Annotated in this window: 31 protein-coding genes, 1 tRNA gene and 1 pseudogene; 4 read left to right on the forward strand and 29 right to left on the reverse strand. The window is 63.1% G+C overall.

The features are described 5' to 3' along the window. Positions 1-93: 93 nt before the first annotated feature. A pseudogene (locus ACFFJB_RS01955) lies at positions 94-1274 on the forward strand (MFS transporter); the annotation flags it as partial. A gap of 303 nt (positions 1275-1577) precedes the next feature. Continuing rightward, positions 1578-1653 (forward strand) — tRNA-Ile (locus ACFFJB_RS01960). A gap of 296 nt (positions 1654-1949) precedes the next feature. On the opposite strand, the gene ACFFJB_RS01965 is transcribed toward ACFFJB_RS01960, so the two are convergent. The 8 genes from ACFFJB_RS01965 to ACFFJB_RS02000 form a co-directional block, all read right to left on the reverse strand. Then, positions 1950-2327 carry a hypothetical protein gene (locus tag ACFFJB_RS01965; RefSeq protein ID WP_376829120.1) on the reverse strand — a complete coding sequence of 126 codons (378 nt, stop codon included), beginning with the start codon at positions 2325-2327 and terminating at the stop codon, positions 1950-1952. Next, positions 2324-2617 carry a hypothetical protein gene (locus ACFFJB_RS01970; RefSeq protein WP_376829122.1) on the reverse strand — a complete coding sequence of 98 codons (294 nt, stop codon included), beginning with the start codon at positions 2615-2617 and terminating at the stop codon, positions 2324-2326. Before ACFFJB_RS01970 ends, ACFFJB_RS01965 begins: the two co-directional genes overlap by 4 nt. Before the next feature lie 29 nt (positions 2618-2646). Then, a complete protein-coding gene (locus ACFFJB_RS01975; RefSeq protein ID WP_376829123.1) occupies positions 2647-2997 on the reverse strand; it encodes a glycosyl hydrolase 108 family protein in 351 nt (116 codons plus the stop codon). Beyond that, on the reverse strand, positions 2904-3179 hold the full coding sequence (locus ACFFJB_RS01980; protein WP_376829125.1) for a glycosyl hydrolase 108 family protein: 276 nt from the start codon (positions 3177-3179) through the stop codon (positions 2904-2906). Before ACFFJB_RS01980 ends, ACFFJB_RS01975 begins: the two co-directional genes overlap by 94 nt. A gap of 34 nt (positions 3180-3213) precedes the next feature. Continuing rightward, on the reverse strand, positions 3214-3495 hold the full coding sequence (locus ACFFJB_RS01985; protein ID WP_376829127.1) for a hypothetical protein: 282 nt from the start codon (positions 3493-3495) through the stop codon (positions 3214-3216). Between the two features lie 482 nt (positions 3496-3977). Continuing rightward, entirely contained in the window at positions 3978-4280 is a 303-nt protein-coding gene (locus ACFFJB_RS01990) for a hypothetical protein (protein WP_376829129.1), read from the reverse strand. Positions 4281-4834: 554 nt separating this feature from the next. Then, on the reverse strand, positions 4835-5089 hold the full coding sequence (locus tag ACFFJB_RS01995; RefSeq protein WP_376829131.1) for a hypothetical protein: 255 nt from the start codon (positions 5087-5089) through the stop codon (positions 4835-4837). Between the two features lie 473 nt (positions 5090-5562). After that, positions 5563-5904, reverse strand: a complete 342-nt coding sequence (locus ACFFJB_RS02000; RefSeq protein ID WP_376829133.1) for a hypothetical protein — start codon at positions 5902-5904, stop codon at positions 5563-5565. Positions 5905-6178: 274 nt separating this feature from the next. Between ACFFJB_RS02000 and ACFFJB_RS02005 the strand changes: the two genes are divergently transcribed. Both ACFFJB_RS02005 and ACFFJB_RS02010 read left to right on the forward strand, forming a co-directional pair. Continuing rightward, positions 6179-6457 carry a hypothetical protein gene (locus ACFFJB_RS02005; RefSeq protein ID WP_376829135.1) on the forward strand — a complete coding sequence of 93 codons (279 nt, stop codon included), beginning with the start codon at positions 6179-6181 and terminating at the stop codon, positions 6455-6457. Between the two features lie 58 nt (positions 6458-6515). Continuing rightward, complete coding sequence (locus ACFFJB_RS02010) at positions 6516-6725, forward strand: hypothetical protein (protein ID WP_376829137.1); 210 nt, start codon at positions 6516-6518, stop codon at positions 6723-6725. Between the two features lie 391 nt (positions 6726-7116). On the opposite strand, the gene ACFFJB_RS02015 is transcribed toward ACFFJB_RS02010, so the two are convergent. The 21 genes from ACFFJB_RS02015 to ACFFJB_RS02115 form a co-directional block, all read right to left on the reverse strand. Continuing rightward, on the reverse strand, positions 7117-9456 hold the full coding sequence (locus ACFFJB_RS02015) for a hypothetical protein (RefSeq protein WP_376829138.1): 2340 nt from the start codon (positions 9454-9456) through the stop codon (positions 7117-7119). 12 nt (positions 9457-9468) lie between these two features. After that, entirely contained in the window at positions 9469-11277 is a 1809-nt protein-coding gene (locus ACFFJB_RS02020) for a hypothetical protein (protein WP_376829140.1), read from the reverse strand. Beyond that, positions 11277-11630: a hypothetical protein gene (locus tag ACFFJB_RS02025; RefSeq protein WP_376829142.1), complete on the reverse strand. Its 354-nt coding sequence runs from the start codon at positions 11628-11630 to the stop codon at positions 11277-11279. The genes ACFFJB_RS02020 and ACFFJB_RS02025 overlap by 1 nt, the downstream gene beginning before the upstream one ends. Continuing rightward, a complete protein-coding gene (locus ACFFJB_RS02030; RefSeq protein WP_376829144.1) occupies positions 11623-12102 on the reverse strand; it encodes a hypothetical protein in 480 nt (159 codons plus the stop codon). Before ACFFJB_RS02030 ends, ACFFJB_RS02025 begins: the two co-directional genes overlap by 8 nt. 9 nt (positions 12103-12111) lie before the next feature. Continuing rightward, positions 12112-13086 carry a hypothetical protein gene (locus ACFFJB_RS02035; RefSeq protein ID WP_376829146.1) on the reverse strand — a complete coding sequence of 325 codons (975 nt, stop codon included), beginning with the start codon at positions 13084-13086 and terminating at the stop codon, positions 12112-12114. Positions 13087-13207: 121 nt separating this feature from the next. Beyond that, the gene (locus tag ACFFJB_RS02040; RefSeq protein ID WP_512700182.1) at positions 13208-14482 is read right to left on the reverse strand and encodes a packaged DNA stabilization protein; all 1275 of its coding nucleotides are present in this window, start codon (positions 14480-14482) and stop codon (positions 13208-13210) included. A 103-nt stretch (positions 14483-14585) separates the two neighbouring features. Then, the gene (locus ACFFJB_RS02045) at positions 14586-14960 is read right to left on the reverse strand and encodes a hypothetical protein (RefSeq protein WP_376829150.1); all 375 of its coding nucleotides are present in this window, start codon (positions 14958-14960) and stop codon (positions 14586-14588) included. 69 nt (positions 14961-15029) lie between these two features. Beyond that, positions 15030-16292: a P22 phage major capsid protein family protein gene (locus tag ACFFJB_RS02050; protein WP_376829152.1), complete on the reverse strand. Its 1263-nt coding sequence runs from the start codon at positions 16290-16292 to the stop codon at positions 15030-15032. Between the two features lie 17 nt (positions 16293-16309). Then, positions 16310-16537 carry a hypothetical protein gene (locus ACFFJB_RS02055; protein WP_376829196.1) on the reverse strand — a complete coding sequence of 76 codons (228 nt, stop codon included), beginning with the start codon at positions 16535-16537 and terminating at the stop codon, positions 16310-16312. After that, positions 16432-17139 (reverse strand): hypothetical protein, encoded by a 708-nt coding sequence (locus tag ACFFJB_RS02060; RefSeq protein WP_376829200.1) that lies wholly within the window; start codon positions 17137-17139, stop codon positions 16432-16434. The genes ACFFJB_RS02055 and ACFFJB_RS02060 overlap by 106 nt, the downstream gene beginning before the upstream one ends. Before the next feature lie 82 nt (positions 17140-17221). Then, positions 17222-19465, reverse strand: a complete 2244-nt coding sequence (locus tag ACFFJB_RS02065; RefSeq protein WP_376829154.1) for a portal protein — start codon at positions 19463-19465, stop codon at positions 17222-17224. After that, positions 19462-20733, reverse strand: a complete 1272-nt coding sequence (locus ACFFJB_RS02070; protein ID WP_376829156.1) for a phage terminase large subunit — start codon at positions 20731-20733, stop codon at positions 19462-19464. The genes ACFFJB_RS02065 and ACFFJB_RS02070 overlap by 4 nt, the downstream gene beginning before the upstream one ends. A gap of 13 nt (positions 20734-20746) precedes the next feature. Then, positions 20747-21160: a hypothetical protein gene (locus ACFFJB_RS02075; RefSeq protein ID WP_376829158.1), complete on the reverse strand. Its 414-nt coding sequence runs from the start codon at positions 21158-21160 to the stop codon at positions 20747-20749. Between the two features lie 573 nt (positions 21161-21733). Beyond that, positions 21734-22330 (reverse strand): hypothetical protein, encoded by a 597-nt coding sequence (locus tag ACFFJB_RS02080; protein ID WP_376829159.1) that lies wholly within the window; start codon positions 22328-22330, stop codon positions 21734-21736. 42 nt (positions 22331-22372) lie between these two features. Then, positions 22373-22690 (reverse strand): DUF6378 domain-containing protein, encoded by a 318-nt coding sequence (locus tag ACFFJB_RS02085; protein WP_376829161.1) that lies wholly within the window; start codon positions 22688-22690, stop codon positions 22373-22375. After that, positions 22687-23163 carry a hypothetical protein gene (locus tag ACFFJB_RS02090; RefSeq protein ID WP_376829163.1) on the reverse strand — a complete coding sequence of 159 codons (477 nt, stop codon included), beginning with the start codon at positions 23161-23163 and terminating at the stop codon, positions 22687-22689. Before ACFFJB_RS02090 ends, ACFFJB_RS02085 begins: the two co-directional genes overlap by 4 nt. A 321-nt stretch (positions 23164-23484) precedes the next feature. After that, positions 23485-23910: a hypothetical protein gene (locus tag ACFFJB_RS02095; RefSeq protein ID WP_376829165.1), complete on the reverse strand. Its 426-nt coding sequence runs from the start codon at positions 23908-23910 to the stop codon at positions 23485-23487. Then, positions 23907-24680: a helix-turn-helix domain-containing protein gene (locus tag ACFFJB_RS02100; protein ID WP_376829166.1), complete on the reverse strand. Its 774-nt coding sequence runs from the start codon at positions 24678-24680 to the stop codon at positions 23907-23909. Before ACFFJB_RS02100 ends, ACFFJB_RS02095 begins: the two co-directional genes overlap by 4 nt. After that, on the reverse strand, positions 24677-25027 hold the full coding sequence (locus tag ACFFJB_RS02105; protein WP_376829168.1) for an HNH endonuclease: 351 nt from the start codon (positions 25025-25027) through the stop codon (positions 24677-24679). The genes ACFFJB_RS02100 and ACFFJB_RS02105 overlap by 4 nt, the downstream gene beginning before the upstream one ends. Further along, positions 25024-25419 carry a VRR-NUC domain-containing protein gene (locus ACFFJB_RS02110; protein ID WP_376829170.1) on the reverse strand — a complete coding sequence of 132 codons (396 nt, stop codon included), beginning with the start codon at positions 25417-25419 and terminating at the stop codon, positions 25024-25026. The genes ACFFJB_RS02105 and ACFFJB_RS02110 overlap by 4 nt, the downstream gene beginning before the upstream one ends. After that, positions 25416-25805, reverse strand: coding sequence for a recombination protein NinB (locus ACFFJB_RS02115; protein WP_376829172.1), 390 nt, complete (start codon positions 25803-25805; stop codon positions 25416-25418). The genes ACFFJB_RS02110 and ACFFJB_RS02115 overlap by 4 nt, the downstream gene beginning before the upstream one ends. Positions 25806-25811: the final 6 nt, after the last annotated feature.

Raw genomic sequence — 25811 nt, forward strand, 5'->3', positions numbered from 1 at the left:
AAAACATGCGTGCTTTTCTGGCTGGCGCAGGATATTTTTTCACAGAACCGGGGAAACGTCGCCGCCGCGCAGGCGGCCAGGGGAGCAGGGCGAATGGGTGAGATTGACGGCGGCGTCGCGTGGCGGCGCCTGGTGGCGGCCGTGCTGCTGAGCACCATCGGCGGCGTCGGCATGTGGTCGGTGGTGGTGGTGATGCCTGCGGTGCAGGCGGAGTTCGGCGTGGACCGCGCCGCCACCTCGCTCCCCTTCACCATGGTGATGCTGGGCTTTGGCGTCGGCGGCGTGGCCTTCGGCCGGCTGGCCGACCGCACGGGCGTGGCCGCGCCCATGGCGCTGGGAACGCTGCTGATGGCGGCCGGCTACGCCGCCAGCGCCGCGGCGCCGGGCATTCCTGCCTTCGCGCTGCTGTTTTTCTTCATCGGCGCCGGTTCATCGGCCTGTTTCGCGGCCGCTGGTGGCGGACATCTCCTGCTGGTTCCTGAAACGTCGCGGCCTTGCGGTGGCGATCTGCGCCTCCGGCAATTACCTCGCCGGCGCGTTCTGGCCGCCGGTGGTCGAGCGCTCGGTGGCGCTGTGGGGCTGGCGCGCGACGCATGTGGGCGTGGCGCTGTTTTGCGTGGCGACGATGATTCCGCTGGCGCTGCTGCTGCGCCGGCGCGCGCCGGCGGTTCCCTCCGGGGCGGCGGGAGCCGTGCAGGCGTTCGCCGATCCGGTCCGGGCGCTGCGCATCAGCCCGGCGCGGCTGCAGACGCTGCTGGCGCTGGCGGGGGTGGCCTGCTGCGTCGCCCTGGCCATGCCGCAGGCGCACATCGTCTCCTATTGCGGCGACTTGGGCTATGGCGCGGGCGCGCGCGCGGAGATGCTGTCGCTGATGCTTGCCTGCGGCATCATCAGCCGCATCGGCTGCGGCTTCATCGCCGACCGCATCGGCGGTCTGGGGGCGCTGTTTCTCAGCTCCGTGGCCAGGGCGTGGCGCTTGCGCTCTACCTGATGTTCGACAGCCTGCCGTCGCTTTACGTGATCTCGGCGCTGTTCGGCCTGTTCCAGGCGGTCTGGTGCCCAGCTACGCCATCATCGTGCGCGAATATTTCCCGGCTGGCGAGGCAGGCGGCCGCGTCGGCGTGCTGGTGTTCGCCACCGTGATCGGCATGGCGCTGGGCGGCTGGATGTCGGGGCTGATCTTTGACGTCACCGGCTCCTACCAGGCCGCGTTCCTCAACGGGCTGATGTTCAACCTGATGAACGGCGGCGTCGTGCTGTTCCTGCTGCTGCGCCAGGGGGCTGCACCGGCCGGCGATGGCGGCCGCGTGAGCGGCGGCCCGCGCGCGGGCGCGCCGGAGCCGGTTCGGGCCCGGGCCAGGGCCGGCTTCATGCGGGTTCATGCAGGGTCCAGGTCGTGCGTCGCACGGCGGGCTGTGGCTGACGCGCCCGCGCGCGCCGGCGGCCTTGCTGCGCCGGCGTCGCCATGGCATTTAGGGACGGTGACTGTCTCCGGCCTTTCGGCCGAGGTTCGCAGCGTCGGGCGCGCGGCGGTCGCGCGCGCGGAGAAGGCGCGGGAGGCGCCGCCGGGAAGCGACGGGCCTGTAGCTCAATGGTTAGAGCCGGCCGCTCATAACGGTCTGGTTGCAGGTTCGAGTCCTGCCGGGCCCACCATAAAATCAATGACTTAGGCTAAAATTGCGGAGTGCTCGCAGGTTCATTGAACCTAACGCCCGTCATCTCGGCCCTATCTCAAACAGCTGTCGAGCCTGTCAGCCAGCCGGCCAATCGCCTGGCTGATGCGATCCTCCATCTCGCGCATGGCCTTGCGGTGACGTAGGTTTGGGCAACCTCGACCCTGAACGCGTCCAACTCACGCGACTGCTGGTTGATCTGGGATTGAAGCTTCCACACAACTCCGCTGAGCACAGACATAATGGCGACGACGGCGGCAATCTCCTGCCAAGCTGCTAGCTCCATGCGTGCCACCTCACTCGCACCAGGCCTTGCGCGCGTGCATTCGATGCTTTCACTTCGCCAATCGTCTCGGCAGTGTCGTGCTGGCTCCAGCTAATCGCGCGCCATTGAGCGCACGTCGCTTCAGTCCCTACGCCACCCGTCGTCGCGGCGCAGGCAGTCAGGATCGGCAGCACAGCGGCGAGCGTCAGCATCAGCGCGCGATTCGCTTCATCGGTAAGCCCTCTTTCAATGTGGATTTGCCGGGCGGTGGCGTCGGCCTTGCCGCGCTCATAGGCCAGATCATTGATGCGCCACGCGAGCAGCGCGAGCACCGCGACAGCGCCAATCGCGGCCACAGTGCGCCAGTGAGTGAGAATGAATGCAATCATGCCGCCACCGCATAGCCTAGCGCGTCAGCCACCTGCGCCGCTCCTGGCGCTGCTGCTGCGCCCGCCAGATAGCGCCGCCGAAAGCAAGCGCCACGCAGCGACAACCAGCACACGGCGACGATGCCATTGACAGTGGCAGACCCGCCGGCAAGAGGCGTCAGCCGCATCACGAGCACCTTCAAGCGCCCCGCCGAATCACAGCCGAGCACAGACCCGCCGCCGATAGCCGCGTCAGCCATGCCGCTGGATGGCAACGGGCGTGCATCCTCGACATTCGCTTTGCGGGACATGCCTGGCTCGACGACGGTGACAGCCGGACCTACCTTGCCACGCGCCCACTGCTGGCCCGTTCTGAGAGCAGAGTCAGAGACGCGCCGCGACCAGCCCTTTCCGAACGTCGGCCAGGTTTTGAGTGCCTGAAGGAAAGCCATGCGACGCGCGCAAATGTGTCGGCAATCAGCGCGTCATGGTCTTTCACGTCCCAGCACGCGGCGATGGTCGCATTGCCGATGATGCCGTCCACGCGGACACCCAGCGCTCGCTGAAGCCACTTTGCCGACTGAGCGACGCCGCTATTCACCGCGCCGTCAAAGACGACGTAATCCACACCAGGCGGCAGGTCGTCTCCGCGGATTTTCTCCCAATACTGCTGACGATAGATCGCCTGCAATTCGGCGTCAGTGATCTGCCGGACGGACCGAGTAGGCAGACCACGCCGCTGCGCTCGGCATCATAGACCCGCTGGGTGACGCCACGGTTGGTAGCGCCGCCAGGGTCTGCCGGATGGTTCACGTAGCCGCCTTCGTGCTTCAGCACGGCGGAAAGAGCCTCTTTGTACGTTGATGCAGCCATGTGGAGCACCCATAAAAAAGCCCGCCGAAGCGGGTCAGATGGTCAGGATTGCGAGCCCCCAGAGCGCGCCGGTTAGCGCCTCTGCGAGCCATATCGGGTTGTGCGGTCGGAGCCGCCATGCTGCCTCGTATGCGACCACAATCAACGCCGCGAACGGAAAGGCGAGCAGGGCAGGCCACGCGCTGCCATAGACAAGAGCGATGCCGGCGAACGCAGGCAAGGCGAGCAAATTTCGCGCCCAGAAGGCCAGCGGGATGCGCCCGCGCGACCAGTCCAGCAACATCGCCTCGAACCAGCCCGGCGAGCGATCCGGCATGAATCGCCCCATGCCGATCAGATGGCCCCATGACGGGGTGGCCCAGAGCAGATAGCCAAGCGCCAGATAGCGCCGAGCAGCGCCGATCCAGTCTGCATGACGGCAGCAACGGCAACCAGCGGCGTTACGTACCAGAGCGCCCGCCCAGGGAGCCAGCGGGGCCGCCAGCGGTCGTCACCACGCATCCGGTTCAGGAGACTGCGCCAGCAGGACGACCAGCACCGCCGTCATCGCCCGCCCTCATAGTGGTAGCGCACCACGTCGTGCAGGCGGGAAGCACTATCCCGGCCCGCGCACGCGGTCAGGGCGGCCAGCGCAAGGGCCGCCATCGTCATTCGGAGCCACATAGTATCCTCCGACAAAAAAAGCCCGCCAGAAGGCGGGCTGTTGTCCGGGGTGTGGCTGCTGGTCACAGCGCTGCGGCGTCTGCCCACATCGCGTCGATCTGCTCCGGCGTCAGGCCGAGCGCCGACCCGATCTGGTCAATCAGCGTGGTGGCTGCGCTCGTAGATCGTGGCGTCCTGCCACTCGATCAAAGCGACCTCCCGATCTGTCGGGTCCGGGATCGCCGCAATCGCGTCCTCCACCTGCGACGTGGAGATGCCAGCATACAGCAGTCCGAGGCGCAGCTGGCGGCGCGTCAGTGGCGGGATGGCTTGCGGCTGTGGCTCTGGCTCAGGCTCAAAGGGCAGCGCGTCGCCGAGACGGGCCGCTTCAGCCACGGCTTCATCCCAATAGGGATCAGATGGGATGACGTGGTACGGAAGCCCGTTCAGGTCGGCCACAAAGGTTCGTCCGGTCGCCGATAGATGAGTAGGATCGTCATGCGATGCTCATGCGAGACCGCTGTGGTAGATGTTCGACATGGGGACGCCAACCGTCGCCCCCCCTGCCGCTATGCTGCGCTAACCGGGCCCGAGATCACACCAGACGCATTATAGGTGATCAAAAAATATGCGTATGTGCCGCCTGCCGGAAGGATTGCGGGCTGTCCCGGCGCACTGGACTGGAATGGGAGCCAGATGCCAGTGCCGATCGTGGATTTCGGGAGCGGAGCGGCTCCGAGTGTCGTGCGGGCCGCCGCAGCATCCGCATCGTCCAGAAGCGTGGCGGCGAATGCCGAATGCCGACAGCGTCGTATACGTCATTGACGACGCGCCGTTGAAATACGGCAAACGGTCTGCGGCAGCCGATACGCCGGACAGCGCCGTCAGGTTTGCATGCGACTGCTGTGCCTCAATGGCTGTGCGCGCACCTGACTGGCTTGCTGCTGTGAGCACACTCCTGCCGGTACTCGTAACGCCAAGGTTCGTCAGGGCGTTGGTGCGTTGCGTACTGTTCAGGCCCTGAGAGTCGGTGTCGTAGCGAACAGCGGCGTCGGCCATCGCCAAACTAGCGACAGATGCGGCGTCGAGCGAAATCGTCCTGTGGAAGTGAGGTCGCCGCCGCCTGTCAGACCCGTTCCGGCAGAGATGGTGACGCTGGCGTTAGCCTTGCCATTCAGCGCGGCCTGCGTGGCGCTGCTGACCGGCTTGGCGAGGTCAGACGTGTTGTCAACGTTGCCGAGGCCAACGTCGGCCTTGGTCAGCGTCACCCACCCTGTGTCATAATCGGTTGAAGACGTCTTGGATAACACCTGCCCGGAGGAGCCCCCAGGCGCAACGCCAGGACCGGTGTCGCCCTTACCGAACGGAATACCGGGAGACCACCCCGAGGCTCCCTCACGAATATACAGCAGCCCTTCATCCGTAGACAGGAACGAAAACCCAACAGGCTCGCTGTCGTAAAGGCTTCTGTCTGCTAGTGGCCCTGTAGCGTTAACAGTAAAGCTGGCGCCCTGATCGCCTTTGTCTCCCTTAGGTCCCTGAGGCCCCATAGGACCTACCGAGCCCTGGGGACCAGGCACACCCTGGTCTCCCTTAGGCCCAGTCGGACCCTGCGGACCAGTCTCTCCGGGGGGGCCGGGCTCGCCCTGAGGCCCCGGATCACCCTTGGGACCCTGAGGGCCAACGAGGCCGGGCAGCACGCGCAGGCGCACGCGCTGCCGGTTAAGAAGAGCAACGCTCATCAGAAATTCCCTTCGGTGATGGTGATGATGCCGTCGAACAGCTGCGCCGCTTTGCCCGTCTCGATTTCGACAAGCCGCAGGCCGTGGCGATAGCAACCCGGCTCCAGCGCCAGCGACGGCGATGAAATGGTCAACAAAAACTCGCCATCGATCACGTCAGCGTCGATGCCGTTGTCACTGGTCAGGAGCGCCAGCTGCTGATCCTCGCGCCGGACTGAATACTCGGCACGGTAATCGTCCCACTCAATAGGCTCATCGGTGGCAGACGACAGCGCGACGGCGAATTCAAACGCCTCATCGTCGGTGAATGACAAGTCGACGGAATAGCCAGCACCGGCCATTGGCGGCTCCATAGAAAACGCCGCCCGGAGGCGGCTTGCTGAACAGGGGGGGGCGATGGTTGATCTATCCACCGCCGCTGGATGAGATGGCGCTTGATGAGCGGGTAGGGTGGCTGACGCTGCGTTACGTTTTCCGTTTGAACTGGCCGTGCTAGCGTCGCGGAATCGCTATGGGGGCTAAGCATGAGACTTGGGATTGTTGGGCTAGCGTGTCTGGTGCTGGCAGCGTGTGCGTTCTAAATCGGAGAACATCGGCGCGGCATATGTCTCGCCCATGATCTACAAAGACTTCACTTGCGACGAAATCTCCTATGAGGCGCAACGTCTGTCGCAAAGGGCAGCGCAAGCTATTGGCGTTCAAGATCAGAAATCGACCAATGACGCTGTTGCTACAGGCGTCGGCATTGTCCTGTTCTGGCCCGCCCTGTTCTTTATCAAGGGCGATGGTGCGACCAGTGCTGAGGTAGCGCGCCTCAAAGGCGAGATGGAAGCCATTGAGCAGGCGTCCCGCATGAAAAAATGCGGAATCGAGTTCCGAAAGGCGACACGATAAGGCGATGGCGGCGGGAGCGTTATGGAGACGTTCCCGCTAACGATGGTAAAGGCTGAGTATGAAGATCCTCCCGCTCGACTTCTGGCTCACGTTCTCGGCAGTTATTGCCGCTAACCTGCTTACGGTCGGCTTCCTATACGGCGTTTACCTGCACTCGAAGCGTGAGAAGGGCGAGGATGACACGCCGTGGCATGTCATCTATGGCAGCATCATTATGCCTGGGGCCTTTTTGGTGATTGGGCTGTTACTCATTTCAACGCCCAAGTGAGCCTGCCTGGCCGCCCGCCACGCCAGCGTTACGTTTTCCGTTTGAACTGGCCGTGCTAGCGTCGCGGGATCACTCTGGGGGCTGGTGCGAGCCATCCGCCCAAAACGACTCATCACTGCCAACCAAAGGACGCCGAATGAAATTCCGGTATGCCATGTACGGGCTTGCTGCCGGCTTGGTTCTCTGTGGGTCGCGGATCAGTCTGCGCCGGGGCTGTAATGCTACTGACTATGTTCACAGTGACGTTCGTGTACAACGCGCAGCTAGCTGTGAACGAACAGGAAGATGAGATCCGGAAGCTGAAAGACCGATTGGACAACGTCGAACGCCAGCGAGGCAGCTTTGAAGTTCCCTACCGAATTCTGGTCCGTGTTCGCCGCCGTCATGATGGCTATATATGCTGACGGTGGCGCTGGTCTACGGCTCTACCTGCATTCCAAGCGGGAGAAAGGGGAAGACGACACGCCTTGGCATGTCGTCTATGGCAGCATCCTGCTCCCGCTTGTTCTGCTGATCGCAGGACTTCACGCTGTGCTAACGGCGCGGTGATGCCGACTGACCACCGATAGCTCCGCTGCCAGAAACGAGAATCCGCTCTGCATTTTCCAGAAAGCCGCATGATTGCCGGCCTTGCCGCTGCCATCTGGAAGGCGCGATCAATCATGGCGGGGTCGCTGCTGGAAAGCAGTTTCCCGACCTGTTGCGCCACTCGGGCGTCAATTTTGCCGCCGCCGTAACGCGCAGCAGCACCAAGTACAAACCCGATGCTCATTGAACTAGGGTCCATACCGCTCTGCCAGCCGGTGATGGCACTACCGACACCGCCGGCCATGCCCATCTCCATAAGTTGCCGCGTCGTCGTGCTGTTGCCCTGAACGGCTGTGCGCAGGCCATCCATGTTCTCAACGCGCAGGCGAGCTTCCAGCTTGGCAGCGCCCTGCGGCCCGAACACCATGCGGATGCGCTCACGCTCGGCAGGGCTGCGCATCAACTGATTGACGGCATTCAGGCGGTCAGGCGTCTCGCGCAGCTTCGATGCCAGAGCAGACGCATAGCCTTCTCTGAACAGGGCTTTCTCTGGCGCAGAGAACTGCCCCCACGCTTTCCTGTATGCTTCGTTTTGCCCCTTGGCCGTCAGGAACTTCTGGCCGGCCTCCAGCGCATCCTCCGCACCGAAAAACGCCGCTGCACCGGACCTGGCCGCAGCATACTCCGGCACAATTGCATCGAGTTTGGCGACAAGTTTCTGCTTTAGCGCCGTTGCGTCGGCAGCGGCGTTCCTGTTGCCGGCTCGTTTTGCGGCTTCAATGGTATCGTCCAGGTTCCGCTTGACGTAATCCCAGAACTGAAGCGACGGGATGGCGGTTGAGCCATCTGCCGCCTGCCGCAACACAACGTCGCCGGCATCCGTAACAACAAACGGATTGGTGACTGGCTTGAAACCGTCAGCCACAGCCTTGTTGTTGCCGGTGCGCGTAGCCTTACGGATAGCGTCTGCAACGTCTGGCGCGCGGGTCAGGGCGGCCAGTTCATCATCCCATACTCCAGTTGCGCCCTTGGCATACGCCGCAGCATAGCGTGGACGGTTTGCTGCGCGAGCAGCCGCCCGCAGCTTGTCGAGCGATTCAGTGGCATTGGCTCCGAGCGGAGACAGGCCAGCTACGTCATCGGCAATCCGGGTAGACTGCGTGGCGAAGCGTTCCGACACCACCTTGTTGAGCGCGTCGCGCGCCTCGGGTGACGTGTTAGCCGCGCTACGGGCAAGAGCGCGTGTCGTCTCGCCGCCCATGTCGGCCACGACAACTGGAACGCCTTCGGCTTGCAACGCCGCAAGCTCCTGCCGGGTCAGCATCTGGTTCCCAGCAGCAGCATCGCGGGATAGGGCTTCTTTGACCCGATAGCCAGCGCTGGCCTTCTTCGCCGCTGCGTCTGCGACCTTGCTCACGCCAGAAATCACGGCAGGAGCAACGAACCCGATCCCGCCACCGAGGGCCGCGCCTCGTGCGGCGCTTTCCAAATCGCCCCCGCTGCGTGTCAGCGCGTCCAGCCCGCCAATTGCGCCGCCAGAAATGCCGCCGGCGGCCATCCTTCGGCCAATGTTGCCCCCCACATCGCCCAGCAGCTTCGCGCCCATCGGCGTGTTGGCGACAGCACCCGTAGACACAAGCCGCCAGCCAACTGAGTGCCGGCGTTGATGTATGGATGCGCTTCCTTTGCTCGCTCGCGATCCGCCTGCAACGCAGCAAGCCGGTTGCTGTAGCTTTCGCTGACGAATGGCTGACCCGACAAGCACAGCCGCACGTTCAGCCGCACCAGTCAGGATCGGCCCGACAATCGGGATACCTTCGACAAACCCGCCGGCGGCTACGCCCACGCGGTCCGCCGCCGATGAGTACTTCGGAATGGTATGGCGGCTAACGTTCGGTCCGCTTTTGGTGACCAGACTGGCCCGCTGCGCCGCCTGCCACGCCTCCATTGCCGGGTCGGGCGTTGCAGCCTGCGCCTCGATCCCGGCTTTCTTCGCGTTGAGGCCGGCGGCCAGCGACGGGTCATTCTTCACGCTGCCGAGGTCAAAGCGCCCCGTGTCGAACTGCTGCGCGGGTGCCGGCGATGCGCTTTGCTGCGATGGCGCGTCAGGGTACGCATCCCACCAGTTGCCGCCAGTTGCCGGTGCACTCACGTTGCCGCCTGGTGACGGCGCGTCAGGATAGGAATCCCACCAGTTAGCCATTCGCACCCCCACTCAGGGCTTGATTTTGATTGCGCCATTGGGGGCTTGGAACGTCGTGCCCGATGGCAGCGCCTCCAGCTCCTGCGGTGACGACACGACAGGGATGTTTCCAGATTGCGGGCTGTTGCCTGCTTTGAAATATGTCCCGCCGCGCATCTCCTGCGCCCGACGCTCGTTGAACTTCAGCCGCCGTTCAGCAGCCGCGATGGCGCGCTTGTAAATCTGTTCGCGAACAGCCTTTGGCTGGCTTGCAGATCCCTGCATCTGTAACAGGATCGCGCGTTCACCTTCCGTCGGATTGCCGCCAAAGATCGTCTTGAGCGAGTTGAGCGCATTGCCGACAACAACATTTTCGAGTTCAGCCGTCGCCTGCCCCTGTTCCTTTGAGGCGACGCCATCAGGGACCATCCAGTCAGGCAGGTTATTGGCCACCCATGCCCGGCCACTGGCTCCAAAGCCTTCGAGCGCCTTGTCGCTCAGTTTGAGCGCGGTTTTCAGGCTGTTGATCGCGCCCTGATTGGCCTCAACCATCTCGTCTGCTTCGAGGATGGCCTTCTTGTCCGTGGCGGTAAGCGGTTGCTGATCCTCGCGGGGCATTTTGCCGGTAAGCACATATGACTGATACGCCGGCGATCCTGGGGTAAGGCCGAGTTGTTCCGCGACCACTGCTCGATCTGCGGCCTCACGCTGCATCTTGTCCCCAGACAGACCCTGTTCTGCCTGTCGGATCTTCAGATCGTTGAGCGCCATCGTCTGCGCGGTCGTCGGATCAGCCCACTTGGCCAGTTCGTTGTAACGCTGCTCCAGCACCTTGATCTGAGCGGGGTTAAGCCCCGGCGTAGCGGCGATGACCTGTTGGATACGACGCATGCCGGCCTGCGCCTGCTGTGGCGTCATGGGCGCGCGGACAGATGACTGACCCTGCCCCGGCACCGCGAGAGCCCTGCGCTGGCCGCGCTCCTTCGGCTGGAGCGTCAGCCTGCGCCACCTGCGTCTGCTGCTGTCCAGTTGCAGCTTGAATGGTGTTTGGCTGCCCTTGGAAACGAGGCAGGTAGGCCATCGCTGTCTTGAGCCGGGCATTGTACTCAGGCGAATTCCCCTGATACCCAGCAAACCGCCAGGCGTTGGCCATGATGCGATTGGCTCATCATCGCCGCGTTGGCGCGTCAGGCGCGGAATCAATGTCGGGTCTTCGCTGGCAAGGAAAGCCGCCTGCGTCTCAGGGCTGATAGCCCCGATTTTCTCGCCTCGCTGCTGGGCGAATTTGTAAAGGTTCCGCAGCCGTTCATTGCGCCATGAGAACAGACCGCCAGACGTGCCAGCTTTGCCGCTCTGCGACGGATCAGACCACGTGCGATTGGCGTTCTGTGGCGACCAGCCAGATTCACGCTTGCCATAAGCCGCGACGGTCGCGAGGCCGAACGGATTGTTCAGCCCGGACTCTCGCAGGGCCGACATGAAGCGCGTTTCGATCTGGTTCGGTGTGCCGAGGTTGACCGCAGGCGCAGGAGCCCCGCCGACGGCAATGCCGCCACCGGGCGCGTTCAGGTCGGTCATGCCACCGCCAAGAGCGCCAGCCACGGCTGCGCTCGCCGCCTTCTGCTGCTCCAGCGTGCGCCCGAGTTCAAGCGCCTTCAGGCCATTGGTGACGTCACCGGCAGCCATCAGGCCTTGGGCCGCTCCGGCGTAATCCCCCGCAGCTAGACGCTGGCCCAGCCCAGCCAAGGCGTTGCGCTTCCGCTCTTCCTCGTAAGCGTCGCCAAAGCCCGTGACCGCGCTGTTGAGGTTCCTGAACGCGCCATCGAAGGAATACGCTGCCATCAGAAGAACCCCGCCTTTTTGAGCGACGACGCGCCGCCAAGAACGGTGCCCAGCGCGTTGATGCCGAAGTTGAGGTTGCTGGCGAGCGCATCCTGTCCCGCCCGGCCAGCCGTCTGCGCAGACTGCGAAATGCTGTTCAGGTAGTTGTTGTTGCTGCCGACGTTCAGGCCAGCGCCCTGCATCCAGACGTTGCCCTTCTGAGCGCCTGCGCCCGCGTACAGATCACCGATGCCGCGCTCAAGCTGAGCCTGCTGACTGGTGGCGTTAGCGCCGAGCTGCGCAAGGTTGCCATAGCCAGCCAGTCGCGTCTGAGCGCCTTGCCACAGCTGGCTGGTGCTCTGGCCGTCACCCAATTCCAGTATTCCAAGGTCCTGATGTCGCCACGGTCCATGTTGCCCGGTGTTGCCTGCCCAGCATGCCCATTGCTGACTGTTTGCGGGCCACAGCGTCAATGGCCTGGTCACGCTGGTATTCATAGCCCGGCGATGAATTGAATGCTGCGCGGGCGCGCGCAGTGCCTTCTGCGCCGCCATAGCCGTAAATGTCATCCTGCCGCGCGCGATACTGGTCATTGGCTGCGCCGATATCGCCTAGCGTGGTGTTGTACTGGCCGACAGCATCCAGCCCAGACTGCACCCACGGCTGGAAGCGGTCGATTGCGCCCGTGTAATAGGGCACCGCCTGATCGACGCCAGAACCGATCTCGTTAAGCGCCTGCCCACGAGCTTCAGCGATCAGAGCATCATTGCGCTCACGTTCCTTCTGAGCCTCGCCAATCTGCCACATCGCCAAGCGGCGTTGGGATGATCCAGAGAAAAGTGCCATGGCGCTATCCTATTTCGAGAACTCTTTGGCGATGATCAGGCAGCCGCTGATATGGATCCCGGTCGCGGCGACAGTCTTGACGAGTTCGACGCTGTACGTGTGGGATCCGGCGGATGGTGTGCGGACGTGAATTATGCTGGTCGCACCGTAGCGGCTCGCCGCACTAGACCCCGTGCCGTTTTGGGCGTGGTTAATCGGGGTGTCGGAGATGATGTTTCCATCCTCGCGGACACGCAGAACGAACTGGTCAATGGCTGCGTAAGCGTTCGCATCGCCCTTGAATTGGGCGTAAATTTCGAGAAATCCGGTACCCCTGAATGTCGGGGTAATTGATGCCGAGGTCCCTCCTTCGGCGGCCCAGGCACGGGAGACGGCGCTGTCGCTTAGCTTATCGTTGAAGACCGTGCCCGTGACTAGCAGATCGCCATTGATTACGACGTTTGACGTGATTTCCAGGAGATAGGTTGCGCCAGCACCATCAGCACGCTTCACGCCGGTGAAGACAAAGCCGCCATATGATCCCCCGACGTAGCCCTGCACCGCATACTGGACGCCAAGGCCATTCACGGACGTCATCAGGCTGGAAATGGACGCGGTGTGACCGCCGACCGTCGTGGATAGACTGCTGATCGAACTCGCCAGAGCACTATCGCCGTTCGCGCGCGCAGTCTGCTCCGCTGTTATCGCGGCGGTGTTACTGCTGACAGTCGCCGTCAAGCTGCTGATGCTACTTGCCAGCGCACTGTCACCGTTCGCGCGCGCAGTCTGTTCACTGATGATGGCCGCTGCGTTTGCGCCAACACCAGCCTCAACAGCAGTCACACGCGACGCCAGAGCCTCGCCAGCGCCGACGACAGCACTCATGTCATCCTGAACGCGGGCGAATGCGTCAGCAGTCTCCTGCTCAACTGTCGTCACCTTGCGTTGCAGGTCCACGGTCGTTTTGACCATCCAACTGCGCGACGCCTGTTCCCAATCCAGCATTGCTGTAGTCGGGAATCCACCGCCATCAATCCGCCGCACCTCGCGTGGCATGACGTAAGCGCGGTGAGCGGATCGACCTCAAGCGGAACAGTTCCGGTTGTATAGTCTGGATCGTCAGCCATTAGCCTGATGGCCTCGCGTCAGGGTCAGGGATGCTAGCGCCAAGAAAAGCGAAATCCTTCGCCGTGTCGGTTGTGATCCGCACGCGAAGCCCGTGATGCGTGCTCATGCCAAGGCGATTGACGCGCACCGGCCACGTCTCAGCATCTTTCAGTGAGCGAGTAACGGGCGTGGACCATGTTTTTCCGCCGTCATGCGACCACGACACAGCCACGTCGGCGTCTGTCTCGGTGAAATCCATGAACAGCGACGGGATGGATACGCGCGCCGGGTATTCCTTCACCGGGCCGGACTCCAGATGCACCGGCATGGCCGCGCCGTTCTCGGTAAAGACGGATCCAGAGAACGTCAGAATGTCGCCTGTGAGGCGATCCGCGACCAGCCAGCGGTCAGTGTCGAACCACGTCGGGCCACCACGCCAGCCGGTTGCGCCAGTGCTGGTGCGCTCATTCCACACGCGGCCCGTCGTGTCATATTCCCACGACCCCTGATCCGACGTGATGATGACGAATCCCACGCCGCGCCAGACATAGGCCGACATGCGGATTGACGCCCGGTCAGACGCCTGGATGAAGCGCTCCACGTCCGGGGTGGAAATCCGCGCCGTTTCGTAGCCGCTCAGAGCGCGCACGGTGAAGTCGGACCCCACGAAAAAGATGGGGTTATTCCACGCCTCGTCATTGCCGATTGCGGCCATCGGAGCGATGACGCCTACAGGTAGCACCGTCGCAGCGCGCTGCATCGGGTAGGGCATCGTGCCCGCGTTCTGGTACGGCTCAATCGTGGACTCGCCCATGGCGTACAGCAGCGACCCGGCGGCAATCACACGTCGCAGGCCATCGGCCCGGCTCTCTGCCGTGGTGAAGCTGAGCGCGTTAACGTCCGTGCTGTTCAGCTCGCTGGCAAACAGCCGGCCATCCGGCACGGTGAAGTGAAAATACCCACCCAGAAACTCGACGCTGTTGACCGTCGCCGGCAGATCAGCGTCTGGGTAGGCCGAGACGGCGCTTGACCCGATGACGTAAGCCCCGCCAGACGCCCGCACAGCCACAATGTCGGGCGTGGACACACCATCAGTCGTGCGGTTGTTGCGCGCCAGCGTCACGCCGTCGGTGCCGGGAATTGAGCCTGTCAGCGTGGTTACGGTCGACCCGCTGATGCGAACCACCGCGCCATCATAGACAATCACCCACTCGTCATTGACCTTGAGCGCGCCGCGAACGCCGCTCTTGCCGGTGGACAGTACATGCACGAGGCCGGGCGAACGGCGCACCACGTCACGGTCGCCGTCCTTGTCAACCCATGCGTTGATCCGCCGACCGTCGCCCTCACCGGGGCGCGATCCAGGCGTGGAATTTTGGGGAAGGGAACTGCCACCATCAGAGGCGACCCTGCCGACGTGACGCGCCGAGCAACGAGCGATCAACCTTGAGGCGAGCGCCAGGCACGCCCTTGCCGATGCGGGCGATGGTGCGCAACCGGGATTCAGCCCGCTCGATCACCTGATATTCGCGACCACGGCCAAACGCCGGCGCGCAGGTTTCAACCAGAATGTCTGTCAGCAGCTGGAAAACCTGATCGTCAATATCGTCAGCCGGCGGCACATAGATGACATTGCGCTGGGCCAGATCGGCCAGCACGCTCTCTAGCCGCCGCTCAACAAGCGCCGCGTCAGAAGCACCGGCAGTCTGGCCGGCATAGAGCACGCCAAGGTCTTGCAGCACCGCGTCAATCAGTTCGGCCTTGCTTGCCATGTGATGCCCTCAGAAATGGATAGGGCGGCCCGTAGGCCGCTCCTTTTGTCGTGATGGTATCGGAAGGCGTCAGGACGCAGCGCTGCCGCTGACGCGGATCGCAAGGCGCGGATCGACGGCCTTGATGCCGTAGAGAATGTCCAGGCGGTACCGCGACACGTCGTTGGAGCCGTCATAGTACGGGACCAGACGGGCCGAGATGCCCTTGTAGGACTCGCGGGCCACATCGACAGCGCCGGGCGGCGCGACCAGCGGAGCCATCACAAGAGCGAAGGCGTTCTTGTGGAAGATCATCGACTGGCGGTAGCCGGTGGAGGCCGCGCCAACGAGCGTGATGGCCTTGTTGTCCAGATCGGTTACGCCAGCCTTCACGGCGACAGTCTGGTGCGCGCCGCTCCAGATCATCGCAGGCGTGATCTTCAGCGAGGCGATGGCGCTGCCGGAGCCAGTTGCACCTTCAACGACGGTGAACTGCTTCAGGAAAGGCAGCGGCTGCTTCGTCACCGGGTTGACGTCATACACGTCGGCAATGGTGAATACGTCACCAGCCGCCAGCGTCTGCGTGGCACCGCCAAGGCCGTCAATGCTGATGGTCTGGACGTTGGTGTCACGCACCGCTTCCCACGTCACAGTGGCTGCGGTGATCGAGCCGTTGACCGCAATGGACGAGCCAGAGCGCGAACCAGTGGTGAACGTGGCGACGTTCTGGCTCATGAAGGTGTTCACGCCAGCAATGTTGCCAAGCGCGCCTTCACGGTAGGCACCGCGAGCGGCGTCCTGCACGTAAAGGTTCGTCTGCGAGCCGAGCAGGCCCCAGAAGTCAGACGGGGCAAGGAAGGCAGAGCGGTCGCCCTTCGGGACGCCGAGCTCGTCCAGGCGCTCGACGGCGGCGGCGAAATCCTTGAAGCCCTTGATGCTCTCGCCGGGAGTGCCGACCCAATTCGGAACGGACGTGGCGAGGCTGAGCAGGTCTTTGTCCACCTGGTTGGCAAGCTGGATCATCGCCGGGCGAATGACGCGCTCCGACAGCTCGGTGATGTCGAGCGTCAGTTCCTTCGACGTGAAACTGAAGTCGATACCCTTCTGCTTGTCGATCACAAGCGAGGTCTTGCCCTCGCTCACGTCCTGATTGGACGCCACAGCGCCATCGCGAACGGTGAAGTCGGCCGGGCGGCGAATGGTGATGGTGTCGCCAACCTCATAGCCATTCACGGACTTGGAAAATTCATCCTCGTATCCGCGATAGACGGCCTTGGCCGCGCCGAGTTCGTTTTCAAGGATGCGAACGGCAGCCTTGGCGATGAGGGAAGTCTGGAGAGTGCGGTTTGCCATTGGTCAGTCTCCGCCCGTCAGCCGTATTTCGCTTTCAGCCACGCTTCCAACTTTGCTTCATCGGATGCAGGGCCAGCGCCGCCCTTGATCGGGGCGGTCGGCGGAGGGGCTTTAGAAGTGCGGTTTGCGGTGGGCAGGCTCAGCTTGGCCTCCAGTCGCCCGATAGCGCGCGCGGCAGACAGCGGGTCCATGGCGTTAAGCCGTTGGAGGTCCGCCGGATTTTTCGCGAGATGGTACTTGAGCAGTGGCCCCTTATCGGACTCGATAACAAGCCGGGTAACGGCATCAGATGCGGGCATTGCGCCAGCCTGCGCCATCGTCTGCACGTAGTCCGGATGGCCTTCGCCACCTCAGCCTCGCGCTCGCGGAAGTCTTCCAAAGCGATCTGCTGTGCAGCCGTCATCTGCGCCTGACGCGCGGCTGCGTTGCGCTTCGCTTCCTTTTCTGCCAGCCGTCGATCAATTTCGTAGGCCGTCATCGCGCGCTCATACGCGAAATAATCCTCGAAATCCTCGATCTTTGGCGGCTCGCCCACTTCCGCTTCAACCGCTCGCCTGATCGCCTCACTGTCAGCGGGAACAGGCCCGCGACTGCGCTGCAATTCCAGTTCAGCAGTCAACTCAGCGATTTTGCGCTTGAGCCGGTCAACGCCTGACCGCCTCTTGCGCTTCTCGCCATCCTCTTGCTCGTCGCCATCATCGCCTGCGGCGTCTGCGCCTTCGGCGTCTGCTTCAGCCTCCTGTCCTGTTTTGGCCTCGTCCGTCGTTTCGGTCGTGACCTCAGACTGTTCGGCTTCGGCCTGCGGCTCATCGGCCACTGGCACGTCTACCTGGTCGTCATCCTGCATTGCTGTGCTCACAAAAAAGCCGCCTCAAAGGGCGGCGCCCGTCATCGCGACTGGCGCGTCATGCGCCTGGCCTGCGTGAAGGTCAGACCGGCGCTTGGCCGGGATCGTCAGGGCCAACCAAAGAGCCGCCCTGCGGCGGCTCTGTCGGCATCATCTCTGGATCAATCGCCATCTCAGGCGGCGCGCCCATCGTATCGGGCGGCAATTCCTGTGGCATGTCCTGCGGCGGCTCTGGCGGCTGTTGCAGCATGGCGAACAGGTCGCCCACGACAGCCTGCAATTCCTGAACAGCCCCGGCGATTTCGTCCACGCGAGGATCAGCGGCTGGCTGCGGCGCGACTGGCTCTGCCGGCATGCTCGCGGCAAGCTGCGCCTCCATTGCAAGCCGCTCCAGTTCAATCTGCGCCTTCTGCGCGTCAGCCTCTGCTTTCGCAGCCAGAGCCAGTTTCTGGCGCGTCTCAGCGTCCTTGGCGGCCATCTCCATCTGCATGGCCTGCTGTTCAGCCGGCGATGGCTCAGGCGGCGGGGCAGGCTGCTCTTTGCTGTCCTGCGCAATCAGTTGCTGGATTTGCGGCGGGGCAATCGCCTTCAGGCGTTCGGCCATCTTGTCGGCCATCGGCCAGTCCTGCGCCTGCACGTACAGATCGCCAATAGCCGGGAACAGTTGCGGAGCCGACTGAACCAGTTCCCGCATACCCTCGCGGGCTTCCTCGCGCCGCGTGGTGTAGCTCGGACCCATAGACAGCGTTACGTCATAGCTGCCAACGGTCAGGTCATTCAGGATCGGCGCAGCGCCTTCAACAGCGATGCCGTTCGGCTGGTTGATCGCCAGTTCTTCAATGGTCCCGTCTTCGCCGGCAATGCGCAGCGTGCGCGCCGTGTCGTAAATGCGCGGGATCAGGTCAACGAGAATCTCGCCCGTGCGCTGGATCGCATAGGTGAAATGATCCACGTACACAAACGCGCCTACGTCGCCCTCACGCTGGCGAGCGAGAATGGCCTTGCCAGACGTTTCGTTAGACTGAGCGCCGAGCGAAGCATCGTAAATGCCGATGGTCCGCTTAATGTCTTCTGCGGCAAGGCTGATCTCCTGCAAAAGCGCAGGCGACGGGACAGGCGGCTGCTCACGCGACGGGCGCTGACCACCATTGGCCGGGTCAGGCGTGTAGCGCAGATATGGCAGGCTCGCGCTGTTGGCGATCTGCCATTCATCCTCGTATTCCTCGAAATTCTTCTCAGTGCCAACGTACGGCACTTTCGGCTGGAGCGCGGTCAACTCAATCTGCGCTGAACGCCCGTAATTGTACAGCCGCTGCGGATCACGGGCGAAGCGGATCGCACCATATCGGATGCGCCGGCGACCGATTGTCTGCTCATTGCCGATCACCGGCACAATCGGGATATGACGCCCGACGTGGCGCGTGGGCGCCTCAAGCACTTCACCGCATGAGATAACAGCGCGCCAGACTTCATCGACCGTGCGAGCGTCTTCACGAGCGACCATATCGGCAGCGCGGGCCGCCTCGACAATCTCAGCGTTCTGCTCAGCGCGGCGCTCGTTCGGGTCGTCCAGGTCATAGACGCTGCCATTCTTGAGCAGCACGAGGCGGTGCTTGACGGTCTTCTTATACCAGTACTCAGCCACGCGAATGTGGTCGTCAGACGCCCACAAGCCACCGTCTATGGCATAATTCGTCGTCCAGTCCTGAACTGTCTTGCCTGGGTAGCGGTCCTTGAAAGCCGCATGGCTCATATCAACCGGCACGAAGCACCAGCGGGCGTCAGAGCGGGCGAGGTCCGTGCTGTCCGGGTCCCAGATCACGGACACGCCGTCGTCAATCAGCGCCAGCCGAATATCCTGGTCAAACGTCGTGTCGGAGGCGTATTCCGTCATGACGCGCCAGTGAGCGATGCCACAGACAACCTGGCTATCAGCGGCCATCGAATAGACAGCAGACTGCGCCTTGCTGCGGTTTTCGATGTAGCGGATCACAGCCGACAGCGCTTCGGCAGTCTCCGGGTCAGCGTTGTCGTCAACGCCGACGCATTTGATGGCCGGACGCATCTGGCGCATGTCGCCCGTGATCTGGCGCGTGTACGTCGGCAGGGCATTGATGGTCACGCATGGACGGCCCTCGCGGACACGCCTCGCCTCATCTTCCCACTGGTTCAGGCCAGCGTGGAATTCCAGGTCATAATACGCCTCGCGGATATTCTCGCGCTCGCGCTCATAGCCGGAGTTGTAACGCTCATGCGCAAGACGCAGGAACTCACCGTCGTCAGCGGTCGTGCTCTCTGGCTTCTTGTCGCTTTCCGCCATGCTCATGCACCCATCCAGCCGCCGCGCGCATAACCAGCGGGACGTTTCTTTTCGCGCTTAACCTTGGGCTCTTCGTAGGCCACGCACATCAGGCCAAAGGCATCGGCCGCGTGCGATGACCAGTCGTGTTCAGGCCCAAGGTCGATGCCGCGTGCCTCATCCCGGCGCGCGTGATAAGCGCCCAGCGCCTCGCGACCGGCTTCCGTCTTCGCTTCATCGAACCAGATGGCGGGGAACATGCGCCGGGCAGCTTCAATGCGAGCCATTGCAGCGCCGCGCCCTTGGTTCGGTACAACGACGACCTCAAAGCCTGCCTGCCGCAGCGCGCTCTCATATGACACGTCGAAAACGCGATCCTGCGTCGCGCCGTCATGCGGCAGGATGCACAGCGCCTTGCCATAGCCATTGTCGCGAAGCCAGTTGACGTGCGTGGCGAGCGGCTGCCCCTGCGCCTCGTAGTAGTCGAGCACGCGGATTTCGCGCCCGACAAACTGGCATATCCAGATCGAGCAGGCGTCGGCCTTTGCGCCGGTGCCGCCAATGTCCCAGACGGCGCGAACCTGCATCAGCGGATCAGCGACCACGCGGCAGATGCGGCCCTCGCTCCTCGCCTGCGTCAGACTGGCGGCGTAGTAAGCGCCGACGCTCACCGTAGCGTAATCGCCCTCCCAGATGTGGTCGTACTGGTCAGGCGACATGCGCAGACAGTCCTGCCGTTCCTGCTCCAGTTCCGGCGTGAACCATGGATTGTCGCGCCAGTTGGCCTGCACCACGACGGCTCCAGTGGGCCGCTCTGGCCCGCGCAGCATCACATCAACCGGATCAACGCGCCGCTTCGGATTCCATGACCACCACATCTGCGCTCCAGCCGCGCGCATCGTCGGGCGCAGCAGGCTGATTGAGCGAGCCGTGGCCGTGTGAGCCTCTTCCCACCATGCGCGACGGAAGCCTTCCAGCGACTTCACGCTGTCGGCGCTGTAATCGTTCATGCCCTTGAAGATGATGATGCCGTCGCCTGGCGTCTGGATCACGTCGCGGAACACTTTGAAGCCATCCGCCTCGCCAAGCCCGAACGCCACCAGCTTCGCCTCAATGAGCGCCTTTGCTGATTGCGTCAGATCCTTCTGCACCTCACGGATGCAGAGCGCTCGCATCCCCTCGCCAATCTCACCGGGGGCAGCCAGGCAATCCTCGATCATCAGGCCAGCGAAGAAATGGCTCTTTCCTGAGCCGCGACCGCCGAACGCCCCCTTGTCTCGCGCAGGCTCCAGCAATGGCAGGAAAACCTCAGCCGTTGGAATCTGTATCCTTCGGCCTGACAACGACTCTCTCCACCGCTGTAATCGGAATAGCGCCGCCGTTTGGTCCGCTGATTTCCTGCTGCGTTTTCTCGCGCCAGTCGTCGGGGAAACGGTTCTTCATGTTGAAGATGAAGGCTGTTGCGTTGAAGCCAGGAACAAGCCCGAACGTCGCCTTGCGTCCTTCACTTTCCCACCAGCCCTGAGCTAGCGAGACAGCCTCCTTTACGGCGCTCAAAAACTCGGGGTTTGCTTCTGCCCAATTGTCGAGGGTGTTGCGGCTCACACCAAGTGCATGCGCCATTTCCGCCTTGCTTGCTCCCTCGCGGCCAAGCTGGATTACGCGCTCGCAATACTCAGGGCGGTATTCTGTAGGCCGTCCGCCTTTCGGCTTGTCACTCATTGCGCGACCTGTGCTGTTATCTGGAGAAGCCACTCGATGCTGAGTGAGACGTAAGCCTCCGGCGAAGGCCGCCTTGTCGTGACAGTGCCTTGTGCTGAAGCTGTGCTCATAAGGACGCAGTTAAGAGCGCAGGTTCATGCAAGTGGCGGTTATTTCCGGATCCGAACGTCGCCGTCGCCAGCGAGGGAGTGTATGGGCAGTTCTGCGACATGCCCAGGTCGTCAGTGCTCCCGGTTACGGGGAGCGCTAGGCGCAGACACGGTTTGCGCGATCAATCATAGCCACCAGGGGGGAGGGCAGAGAGAGACCGACCGCGCAATTACTACACCCCACATCGCGGCTAGTGGTACGATGCACGCTTGTACTCAAGCGAAGCCAGACTATGCGTCTCGGCTGGGGTGGATTAGCTTGCGCCGCCGTGGTCTGTGAACGTGCGCTGGGGCAGAACCCGCTGGGCTCACCTGATCCCCGCTGCGCTCTGCCAAGGCGGTCGCAATCTCAGAATCAACAAGCGGGGCGCTTGACCCGGCTCAATGGCGGACTCCCACCAGAAATTTCGGCCCCGATAATGCGTCACGCGCGCGCGGTTGTCAAGCCCCTCTGCATAAAACGCCACACAGTGTTCAGCGTCTCGCGCAGCGCCACCACGTCACAAGCCGCTGGGGGTATGTCGAACACGCATACCGCAGGCAGTAGCTTGTTTGCGGTGAAGTGCTGGCCGCGCTCAGCGAAAGCCTCCTGCAATCCATCCATGCGGGCGCGCAGCAGGTCAATCGCGTGCCAGTTCTCGTTGTCGTTGCCGTGGGGAAGGCGGAAATTGCTGGCGGCGACGAACTCGCTCAGGTGCGCGCTCACGCGAGGCGGCGTGATGCCGGTGATGTGCCGGTGATAGGACAGCCAGAGCTTGCCGTACCACTCTGCTGCGTCGTGCTGGATCTGGCTGATCTGCCCTGCGGCGAACAGTCGGCCTACAGAATAGCCCAAAAATGGATTCTTAGGGTCGCTGAAGCCCCTTCGATGGGGCTGGGCTATGGCGACAGCCAGAATCTGTTCTTGCGTCTCCACGGGCTTCCTGTGGGCTTTTGCGATGCGACCCGATGCGGAGCGGATCACACCCGCCACGGGCTTGCGACCAGACTTGCGCTTGAGCTTGAGCTTGAGCTTCGACATTCGGGCGTCCTTGGGCAGTGATGGGCTTGGCGTCGGCTGGCTTCAGATCGGGATGGGTGTCCTGATCGGGTCATACGTTTTGACAGTCGGCGCGGGGACGCCGCGCAGGTGGCGGGCGAAAGCCAGGTAGTTGATCCCGTCGTCGTAGCTGTCGGCGTGGCCGGGATTGCCAGCGAGGCGGGCCAGCTTGACCGCGTGAAGCACCAGAGCCACGTCGGCGGGGTCCAGCGCCTTGCCGATCAGTGCGCCGGCAATCGTGGCGGCTCTGGCGAAGCTGTCTTCGATGCCGCCGTAGGGCTGGCCGCGCTGGTCAACGATGGCGGCGCAGTGGTCGAGGATAGAACGGACTGGATGCGTCATTCTGCGTCTCCCAAGCCAGCCTCAGCGGCCTTGCGGCGCAACTCGTCGGACACTGCGCGCAGGATCGCTGCGGCGCGCTCTGGATCGCAGGGCCTGGCGCAGCGATCAGACGCTGCCTGTCGGCGCTGTTCCGCCTCACGCCGGGCCATCGCGTGCCTGGCGGCGGATTCCTCGCAGGCGGCTTTCACTTCGGCCATGGACGGCATCCATTTGCACTGGACAGGCAGGCCGGATCGCGGGCTAACCACATCGGCCAGCACGTAGGCCGGGTAGTCGCTCATGAGCTGAACCATGGCGGCGGCGAACAACTTCACGTCGCCCACGTCCTTCTGCGGGAAACATCCCATCAGCATGCGGGCGTAGCTGGTTGCCTCAGTGACCGAAACCGCGTCCGGTCGGCGGAAACCCACCGTGCTCTGCGGCCTCTGCGATGGCATGGAGTTCTGCGAGTGCGTCAGAGATTGCGTGGCCATTGCGGCGCTCCTGATGCTTGGCGAAGGGGATGATCTGGGTTTTGCGGCTGGCGGCCTGCTCTGCATCACGGCGAAGCCAGCCGGTGAATGTCCGGTCCCAGTCTGCTTTTCGGGCGACGGCACGATTGCGGTTGCCAATGGCCCAATCCCGCATGGCGTCTGCCCGGCGATCCACCCACGCTGCGTCCAGTCCGTACTGGCGGGCGAGGTCGTAGTGGGATGCCTTGGGCGACCAGTCGTCAGGGATGGTAGAGCCGCGCGAATTGGCGGCGCGTGGCGCGGGCTGCGAAGCAGTGCGCGCATCCCTCCTATTTTCTTCTTCTAGCCTCTGGCTTCTGGCTTCTGGCTTCTGGGCTTTAACCCGGGGGTTAACCCCCTTTCCGCTAACCCATTGTTTTTTAAGGCGGGGTTGCCGCCAAGTTTGCCGTTATTCTTGTCTCGTTCGGCCTTAAAGTTATCGCGAAGTATGCGTCGAGATGTGACGAAGTTTTCGTCGTTCCTCGTAAACACGCCTGCGTCTTCCAGCTCGCGCATCAGCCTGCGGATGGTGCGCGGATCATCTCCGAGCACAGCCGCAAGGTCGCGCTCAGTCGGGTTTTGACCGTTGAAGTGCAGGCGACCGTCACCGCCCTGATGGATCAGGCAAATAATGTCGATCCAGAGCGAGCGAGCGGCGCGAGAAACGCGCTTGAGCGTGACTTCCGACTGCCAGTCAGCCGGGTAAAATTTGAGCCACGGCTTGCTCATGGCCTGCCATCCTGTGATTGCAGCGCCTCATAGACGCGGATCGCGTCGTTCGGTGCGTGTTGCGTCAGGGAGATGCCGGAGCGCTCGACAGCCTTGGCCGCGCGGCGGATGCCGTACAAGATGCTCGAATGATCGCGGTTCATCCGCATGCCGATGCCTGTCAGACTCATCAGCAGCCCATGACGGGCGACGAACCAGATAGCGTGCCGGGCGTTAACCAAGGGGGGAGATCGCCCGGCGACTGCCTGAAGGCTGGCCCTTGTGGCTCCTGCGTGCTCACACACAGCCTTCTCAACATCGAGCAGCGACCACTTGGCGCTGCCGACCAGGAGGATGTCACGCTCTCCCCTCGCACGCAGGTCAGAGAGCATGGCGTTGGTGCGGGCAAGCTTTTCAGCCATCTCGCGGCGCTGGCGTTCCGCCAGCGCCTGCGCTCGCTTGATACGCCTTCGCTCGCGCTCTCTGGCTTTGCGGTGGGCTTCGCGTTGGGCGCGCTCTTCGGCCATACGCACGGCGCGCTCTTCCGCCGCCTTGCGTTGGGCCTCTGCGGCTAGAGCCGCCTCGCGCTCTGCCTTCTTGCGCGCCTTATAGGCCCGGTCTGACGCGCGCTTGCGCTCCTTGCGCTCTTCCGCCGCCTTGCGCTCTGCCTTCTTGCGTGCCTTATAGGCCCGGTCTGACGCGCGGGCGGAATCAGCCCTGACAGACGTCGGCACAAGCCCATAGAGCTGCATCAATTCCGCTGTTGTGTAGAACCGGATCGGGGCGTTCATCGCGCATCCCTCCGAACGACTGTCCCATCCATGCGGCGCTTCCAGCCGGACGCCTTGCTGCCTGGGATCGGATTGCGGGATTTCGGTTTGATGCCGAGGTGAATGGCGCGCACGCGGTCGGTTTTGGCGCGGGTCTTCGCCTCGCCAGCCGTCTTGACCGCATGGCAACGGATATGCGCTGGCCGCATGTTGGACGGCTCGTCAGCACCGCCGAGCCAGAGAGGCTTGCAATGCTCAACGTCCCACGGCTCGCCCACCTGTATGCGCAGTGAGCAAATATGGCAGACGCCACCAGCCGCATCGAACACGCGGACACGCTGGGCAGCGGTGAGGCTCTTGCGCTTCATGCCGCCACCTCCGCTCGCAGAGGGATGCGCCAGTCATTCAGCGCGACCTGAACGTCTCCGACAGACCGCACAACGGCGTAGCAGACGCTATTCTGGCCAGCCCATTCCGCCCATGCCTTCTGGCTTGGCGACAACGCGCCGCCATTGGCTGGCTTGATTTCCAACAGGCCACACCAGGAGCCGGGACCGAACACCACCATGTCCGGCACGCCAGCCTTGACGCCCATTGCCTTGAGCATCGCACCAGTGCGGGCATCGCGCGCGCCGCCGTTCGGAACGTGCGTGTAGCGGTATTCCTCCGGCAATGCGCAGTCGAGAAAGGCGGCGATGGCCTTGTGCGGGCCAAGCTCCCGCTGAACCCTCTTGCGCCTCTGAGGCTTTGCGATAATCATACGGCCTCCGTAGAGTCGTGGAATCGGACGCCGTGCCGGGCGCCGTATTCGTGAATTGCTTCGATCAGGTCAGACATTTGCCGGACCGTGAGGCGGGAAGACCGGAAGCCGAGTGGGAACGGCCCCGATCCATCCAGCCCATCTGCGAACTGCACCTGGTGGCCTAGCGCGTGCATGAACGCGCATTTCCAGGTCTCAGGCGTCCAGTGCCGGCCTTCCGGCTTTGCGCGACTGATTTCGCTGAGAAGTGACCAGAGAAGCGCGTTCTGCTCGTTGGTGCGCGTGGCGGCTTTTACAGTCACCACGGCGTCAACTGGTGCGCGATCAATCAGGGTCTTTGCGAAGGCCCGTTGCGATGCGCCGCGTAGGATCACTGTCTGCGCCATGGATCG

The sequence above is a fragment of the Camelimonas abortus genome (genome assembly GCF_042432745.1).
Taxonomy (GTDB): domain Bacteria; phylum Pseudomonadota; class Alphaproteobacteria; order Rhizobiales; family Beijerinckiaceae; genus Camelimonas; species Camelimonas abortus.

Excerpts from the sequence above, each read along its gene's own strand:
- ACFFJB_RS01965 (WP_376829120.1), bottom strand. The coding sequence starts at position 2,327 with ATGATTGCATTCATTCTCACTCACTGGCGCACTGTGGCCGCGATTGGC.
- ACFFJB_RS01970 (WP_376829122.1), bottom strand. The coding sequence starts at position 2,617 with ATGTCCCGCAAAGCGAATGTCGAGGATGCACGCCCGTTGCCATCCAGC.
- ACFFJB_RS01980 (WP_376829125.1), bottom strand. The coding sequence starts at position 3,179 with ATGGCTGCATCAACGTACAAAGAGGCTCTTTCCGCCGTGCTGAAGCAC.
- ACFFJB_RS01985 (WP_376829127.1), bottom strand. The coding sequence starts at position 3,495 with ATGCCGGATCGCTCGCCGGGCTGGTTCGAGGCGATGTTGCTGGACTGG.
- ACFFJB_RS02000 (WP_376829133.1), bottom strand. The coding sequence starts at position 5,904 with ATGGCCGGTGCTGGCTATTCCGTCGACTTGTCATTCACCGACGATGAG.
- ACFFJB_RS02005 (WP_376829135.1), top strand. The coding sequence starts at position 6,179 with ATGATCTACAAAGACTTCACTTGCGACGAAATCTCCTATGAGGCGCAA.
- ACFFJB_RS02010 (WP_376829137.1), top strand. The coding sequence starts at position 6,516 with ATGAAGATCCTCCCGCTCGACTTCTGGCTCACGTTCTCGGCAGTTATT.
- ACFFJB_RS02015 (WP_376829138.1), bottom strand. The coding sequence starts at position 9,456 with ATGGCTAACTGGTGGGATTCCTATCCTGACGCGCCGTCACCAGGCGGC.
- ACFFJB_RS02020 (WP_376829140.1), bottom strand. The coding sequence starts at position 11,277 with ATGGCAGCGTATTCCTTCGATGGCGCGTTCAGGAACCTCAACAGCGCG.
- ACFFJB_RS02030 (WP_376829144.1), bottom strand. The coding sequence starts at position 12,102 with ATGGCACTTTTCTCTGGATCATCCCAACGCCGCTTGGCGATGTGGCAG.
- ACFFJB_RS02035 (WP_376829146.1), bottom strand. The coding sequence starts at position 13,086 with ATGCTGGATTGGGAACAGGCGTCGCGCAGTTGGATGGTCAAAACGACC.
- ACFFJB_RS02045 (WP_376829150.1), bottom strand. The coding sequence starts at position 14,960 with ATGGCAAGCAAGGCCGAACTGATTGACGCGGTGCTGCAAGACCTTGGC.
- ACFFJB_RS02050 (WP_376829152.1), bottom strand. The coding sequence starts at position 16,292 with ATGGCAAACCGCACTCTCCAGACTTCCCTCATCGCCAAGGCTGCCGTT.
- ACFFJB_RS02060 (WP_376829200.1), bottom strand. The coding sequence starts at position 17,139 with ATGCAGGATGACGACCAGGTAGACGTGCCAGTGGCCGATGAGCCGCAG.
- ACFFJB_RS02065 (WP_376829154.1), bottom strand. The coding sequence starts at position 19,465 with ATGAGCATGGCGGAAAGCGACAAGAAGCCAGAGAGCACGACCGCTGAC.
- ACFFJB_RS02075 (WP_376829158.1), bottom strand. The coding sequence starts at position 21,160 with ATGAGTGACAAGCCGAAAGGCGGACGGCCTACAGAATACCGCCCTGAG.
- ACFFJB_RS02080 (WP_376829159.1), bottom strand. The coding sequence starts at position 22,330 with ATGTCGAAGCTCAAGCTCAAGCTCAAGCGCAAGTCTGGTCGCAAGCCC.
- ACFFJB_RS02085 (WP_376829161.1), bottom strand. The coding sequence starts at position 22,690 with ATGACGCATCCAGTCCGTTCTATCCTCGACCACTGCGCCGCCATCGTT.
- ACFFJB_RS02090 (WP_376829163.1), bottom strand. The coding sequence starts at position 23,163 with ATGGCCACGCAATCTCTGACGCACTCGCAGAACTCCATGCCATCGCAG.
- ACFFJB_RS02095 (WP_376829165.1), bottom strand. The coding sequence starts at position 23,910 with ATGAGCAAGCCGTGGCTCAAATTTTACCCGGCTGACTGGCAGTCGGAA.
- ACFFJB_RS02100 (WP_376829166.1), bottom strand. The coding sequence starts at position 24,680 with ATGAACGCCCCGATCCGGTTCTACACAACAGCGGAATTGATGCAGCTC.
- ACFFJB_RS02105 (WP_376829168.1), bottom strand. The coding sequence starts at position 25,027 with ATGAAGCGCAAGAGCCTCACCGCTGCCCAGCGTGTCCGCGTGTTCGAT.
- ACFFJB_RS02110 (WP_376829170.1), bottom strand. The coding sequence starts at position 25,419 with ATGATTATCGCAAAGCCTCAGAGGCGCAAGAGGGTTCAGCGGGAGCTT.
- ACFFJB_RS02115 (WP_376829172.1), bottom strand. The coding sequence starts at position 25,805 with ATGGCGCAGACAGTGATCCTACGCGGCGCATCGCAACGGGCCTTCGCA.